7 protein-coding genes and 1 tRNA gene are annotated in these 4,774 nt (G+C 54.7%); 3 read left to right on the top strand and 5 right to left on the bottom strand.

Annotation, left to right across the window (positions count from 1 at the left end; genetic code table 11):
• Positions 1–73: 73 nt before the first annotated feature.
• On the bottom strand, positions 74–592 hold the full coding sequence (locus tag ACWR1S_RS30595) for a cell envelope protein SmpA (RefSeq protein ID WP_454566109.1): 519 nt from the start codon (positions 590–592) through the stop codon (positions 74–76).
• Between the two features lie 321 nt (positions 593–913).
• Between ACWR1S_RS30595 and mgtE the strand changes: the two genes are divergently transcribed.
• Entirely contained in the window at positions 914–2,356 is a 1,443-nt protein-coding gene (gene mgtE, locus ACWR1S_RS30590) for a magnesium transporter (protein ID WP_007919330.1), read from the top strand.
• A 114-nt stretch (positions 2,357–2,470) separates the two neighbouring features.
• Here the strand turns inward: mgtE and ACWR1S_RS30585 are convergent, their stop codons facing one another.
• Both ACWR1S_RS30585 and ACWR1S_RS30580 read right to left on the bottom strand, forming a co-directional pair.
• Positions 2,471–2,797 carry an Arc family DNA-binding protein gene (locus tag ACWR1S_RS30585; RefSeq protein ID WP_003178899.1) on the bottom strand — a complete coding sequence of 109 codons (327 nt, stop codon included), beginning with the start codon at positions 2,795–2,797 and terminating at the stop codon, positions 2,471–2,473.
• Between the two features lie 4 nt (positions 2,798–2,801).
• A complete protein-coding gene (locus ACWR1S_RS30580; protein ID WP_178087441.1) occupies positions 2,802–3,056 on the bottom strand; it encodes a hypothetical protein in 255 nt (84 codons plus the stop codon).
• A 131-nt stretch (positions 3,057–3,187) separates the two neighbouring features.
• On the opposite strand from ACWR1S_RS30580, the gene phnN reads away from it, so the two are divergent.
• Complete coding sequence (phnN, locus tag ACWR1S_RS30575) at positions 3,188–3,757, top strand: phosphonate metabolism protein/1,5-bisphosphokinase (PRPP-forming) PhnN (RefSeq protein WP_454566108.1); 570 nt, start codon at positions 3,188–3,190, stop codon at positions 3,755–3,757.
• Here the strand turns inward: phnN and ACWR1S_RS30570 are convergent.
• Both ACWR1S_RS30570 and ACWR1S_RS30565 read right to left on the bottom strand, forming a co-directional pair.
• Positions 3,732–3,911, bottom strand: a complete 180-nt coding sequence (locus tag ACWR1S_RS30570; protein ID WP_454566107.1) for a PA3371 family protein — start codon at positions 3,909–3,911, stop codon at positions 3,732–3,734. The genes phnN and ACWR1S_RS30570 overlap by 26 nt on opposite strands.
• Before the next feature lie 20 nt (positions 3,912–3,931).
• On the bottom strand, positions 3,932–4,168 hold the full coding sequence (locus ACWR1S_RS30565) for a hypothetical protein (RefSeq protein ID WP_454566106.1): 237 nt from the start codon (positions 4,166–4,168) through the stop codon (positions 3,932–3,934).
• 295 nt (positions 4,169–4,463) lie between these two features.
• On the opposite strand from ACWR1S_RS30565, the gene ACWR1S_RS30560 reads away from it, so the two are divergent.
• Positions 4,464–4,540: transfer RNA gene (locus tag ACWR1S_RS30560), tRNA-Arg, on the top strand.
• Positions 4,541–4,774: the final 234 nt, after the last annotated feature.

The raw sequence follows: 4,774 nt of genomic DNA, 5'->3' as shown, positions 1-4,774 counted from the left end.
AGTACTCGGCTACGAACCGAGCGGTCACAGGTTCGAATCCTGTCGAGTGCACCATATACCGAAAAGCCCGCGTTTAACGCGGGCTTTTTGCTGTCCGGGATTTGGCTTTCGCCTTCACGCATCCTCTCTCGTCAAAATCTATTTGAGCACTACGGCCTCGCTTGAGGTCGTATCGATAGCTCGTGGTCGATGTTCGAATATTCACCTTGTCCGGTTTGCCCAGCGCGCTTTCGACGTCTTGCTGGCTCATGCCGGCAATGACGCGTCGATTGATGATCGCGGCGCGACGTTGTCTGGCATCGATCAGATTTCCGCATGGGTCTTCCGTGTGGCCAATGATGCCTGGTTCGCGGCCTTTGGTTGTCATGCCGGAGGTTTCTTCATGGTTGTGTTCAGGCATCACTGCCACAACCGATCCGGGTGAGTAGGGATGGACTTCCTGTGCTGAGCGCTGCTCCCCCTGTGCACAGCTCATCGAGGTGAGCGTGATGCTGCCGTCTGCGGCTTCGCAGCGATGGAAGGTGAGGGCGACCCCGGTGGGTGGCAGGCAGAGCAGGCTGGTGAGTACGAGGTGGGATGGTTTCAGTGGCATTCTGCGTCCTCCATGACGATCTACGCTCAAGGGTAGTCGCTACATTTTTCGATGCCGGTGTGTTTTCTTTTCAGGATGAGTCGTCGCATGTGCAGGGATCAACACAGCGCACAGGTTTGTTTCGCAAGCGCTTGTTTCGACCGTGATTTTTTAACGTTTTAAACCGTCAGGCGGTGTATCATTGCGCCCGTCAGCCCCGCCGGGGCTTATGGAAAACCTCCATGGACTTACCCAGTAGTTACTCAGTACCCCGTTTCACCAATCATGAATTGACTGATTGATCCTTCCGGCGTGCCCCGCTGCTGGGAGTGGAGTTCGCCTATGTCTGAAATCGAAGTAAAGAAAACACAAGAAAGCCTGCAGGATCGCCTGGCTCAGGTCGTCGAGTTGCTGCAGCGTCAGCGGGTCGTCGAAGACCTGACCCATCGCCAGGAAGGTGCGCATCACGATCGCGTCGAAAACCTGGTTCACCGACAAAACCTCGTCGAGCTGCAACGCAAGCTCGATGATCTGCACTCCGCCGACGTCGCCTATATCCTTGAAGCCTTGCCGCTGGACGATCGTCTTACGCTCTGGCAATTGGTCAAGGCTGATCGCGACGGCGACATCCTTCTCGAAGTATCCGACTCGGTCCGTGAAACGCTGATCGCCGACATGGACGATCACGAGCTCCTGGCTGCCGCCAAGGACATGGACGCCGACGAACTTGCTGACCTTGCTTCCGAGCTGCCACGAGACGTCGTCCATGAGTTGATGGAGAGTCTGGATAACCAGCAACGTGAGCGCGTACGTTCGGCCCTGTCTTACGATGAGGAGCAGGTCGGCGCGTTGATGGACTTCGAGATGGTGACTATCCGTGAGGATGTCAGTCTTGAAGTGGTTCTGCGTTATCTGCGTCGCCTCAAAGAACTTCCAGGTCACACCGACAAGCTGTTCGTCGTCGATTACGACGGTGTACTCAAAGGTGTGCTGCCGATCAAGCGCCTGTTGGTCAATGATCCGGACAAACAAGTTGCCGAGGTGATGGCCAGCGATCCGGTGAGTTTCCATCCGGACGAAGATGCCTACGACGCTGCTCAGGCGTTCGAGCGTTACGACTTGATCTCGGCCCCGGTAGTCGACAAGAACGGCAAGCTTATCGGCCGTCTGACCATCGACGAAATGGTCGACCTGATTCGTGAAGAGAGCGAGAACGAAGTTCTCAATATGGCGGGTCTGCGTGAAGAGGAAGACATCTTCGCCTCAGTCTGGAAGTCGCTGCGTAACCGTTGGGCGTGGCTGGCGATCAACTTGATCACTGCGTTTGTCGCTTCTCGAGTGATCGGTCTGTTCGAGGGATCGATCGAAAAACTGGTAGCGCTCGCTGCACTGATGCCGATCGTGGCGGGTATTGGCGGCAATTCCGGAAACCAGACGATCACGATGATCGTTCGTGCCATGGCGCTCGATCAGGTCAGCACCGGTAATACTTCACGCTTGATGCGCAAAGAGTTGGCGGTAGGTTTGATCAATGGCCTGGTCTGGGGTGGTGTGATCGGTGTCGTTGCTTATCTTCTTTATGGGAGTTGGTCGTTGGGTGTGGTGATGACCGCAGCAATGACGCTCAACCTCTTGCTGGCTGCATTGATGGGGGTATTGATCCCGATGACCTTGGCGAAGATGGGGCGCGACCCGGCGATGGGGGCTAGCGTGATGATCACAGCGATGACCGACAGCGGTGGTTTCTTCATCTTCCTGGGGCTGGCGACAATCTTTCTGCTCTGATCTGCTGCATCGAAACAGCCCGCCCATCTGGCGGGCTTTTTTATGTCCGCGAAACCTCAAAATCCGCACAAAAAAAAGCCAGCAATTAAGCTGGCTTGAGATGTTCTGTATGGCTCAGGACGCGTCTGCTGCCATTTCGGCATCGTGGGCGATCAAGGACACCAGAGCGTTCTGCTGACGGTGAGACAGCTGGCGGAAACGTTGCAACAACTCGCGCTCGTGCAACGACAGCTCCGGACTGTCCAGGCGCATACTCAGCTCTTCGCCCAGTGCGCCTTCCTGAATAAGACTCTGCTCAAGGCGCGCAATGATCTCGGAGTTCATGCTGCGATGATGATTGCGAGCCACCTCGGCAATGCGTTCCCGCATTCCGTCTGGCAGACGTACGACGAACTTGTCAGCCGTACGGCTGGAATAAATTGCCTGTTTCAATGGGCGCATATATTTAACCGGTTAGTTCAGGGGAGCGGTTCTCGGGATTGGCCGCAGGATGTGTGGTAGGACAAGCATCCGCGCCAAATGGTTCAACCTGAATTGTTAAGAGGCCCGCATCATGCCTCAAAATTGCCAGATCATTGGCGTCAATTCTGTGACAAATATTGAGCTGGGTAAAGGCGTAATGCCAGCACCAATCATCAGAAATGCGGACTGGTTTGAAATCTTTACCTCTGCCCGCATCCTTGTCCGCTTCTTGCTGCACATCAATTGATGTCCGATGGCATCAGAACGTGCATGCTATGCGGGTTCTGCATCCTTGTTCCTTACCTTTACAGGATAGTGGCAAATTGCCGATTTACTAGTGGCAGGCACCTGCCGGAGGGCGTTTTCAGGATGGATGGCAAGCTTATTTATTTGATGGGGCCGTCCGGTTCGGGTAAGGACAGTTTGATTGAGGCTGCGCGAGTGTCATTACGTGCGTTGGACTGCGAGGTAATGCGCCGGGTGATCACGCGATCCGCCGAATCGGTGGGGGAGGATGCTGTCGGGGTGACGCCGGAGGAGTTTGAGCGACGTGAGTACGCCGGCGAATTCTCCCTGGCCTGGCGTGCCAACGGCCTTGCCTACGGGATTCCAGTGGAAATGGATCAACGGCTGCATGCCGGGCAGCATGTATTGGTCAACGGCTCTCGAGCCAATTTACGCCAGGCATTGGAGCGCTATCCAGCGTTGTTGCCGGTTTTGCTGACGGTTAGGGATGAAGTGTTGCGAGAGCGCCTATGCAGGCGAGGTCGAGAAACGCTTGAGCAGATTGACGCAAGACTGGCTCGCAATGCGCTGTTCAAAGATCGGAGGTCAAGTGATGGGCCGGTACATCACATCGATAACTCCGGAAATCTGGCGGAAGCCGTCAGTGATCTTCTGCACCTGATCCGGCTTAGCGTAAAACCGGATCAAATTTGATCTTCCGCCCTGCGGCCAGCGCAAGCACAAACAGCACGGCAAAAACACCACAGCCAATCAGCGGCAGGGTAATTTCGGTCCCCTCGAACAGCGATAAATGCACAACGCCGCTTAATAAGGCGAGGATCAGCAATCCTGCAGCTGACTTGGACATGTTGTACTCCTGAAGATATTTCAAAAAACCAAATGGTCGGAGGTCAGCGCTGGAGGCGCCGGCTCGGAATTACTGACTGTCTGTGGGCTGGACTTGCCCTGATCACTCAGCACCGCCAGTTGCGGTGTTTTCTGTACCTGCAAGTAATGCGGCATGCGCTGAGCCAATGGCTCTGGTGTAGAGCTTTCGGGGATAAATTGGAAACTCAACAAAACCGCCAGAGCAATTGCGTTTGCAAGCAGGAGGGCGCTGTTCATGGGCATGGCTCCGAATGTTCTTCTAATAGAACAGTCAAAGCAGCCGTCGTGCCAACAGTTTAACCTCTGTTAAGTCCTTCAAAAACAAGCATTTGAGAGGGGTTTTCGGATTGCTTGGGTTGCAATCTGCAATTGTGGCGTTCGGGAGTGAGTGCAAAATGCACGGTAATTCTTCCCGCGACACGACGGGGCGGCTGCCTACACTTAAAAAGCCCTATGGACGACATGACAAATCCGGGTCGGGTCGTTAACATGCTCGCCGTCCGTCATGCAGCGTCTGCTGCGACAAGCGTATGTCCCAGTAGCTCAATTGGATAGAGCATCCCCCTCCTAAGGGGAAGGCTGGCAGTTCGAACCTGCCCTGGGACACCATCTATTGTTGAAACCCCTCCTCTTTATTATTCGCCAACCTCGTGCTCTGGCCTTTGGCTTGTTTGTGCGTCAGGGTGGGCTGCCTGCGGTTCTTGATCGAAGGGCTGTCTCTCCGATTTCGAATCAGGCTATGTGAGCGCCTATATATAGGAGGCTTTTCCCTTCTTCGATAGAAAAGTGAAATTAACGGTTGACGGCAGATTTCAGATGTCTATAATTCGCCCCACTTCCGGC

This window comes from Pseudomonas sp. AIG, from assembly GCF_977020205.1.
This window is presented reverse-complemented; position numbering and strand designations above follow the sequence as displayed.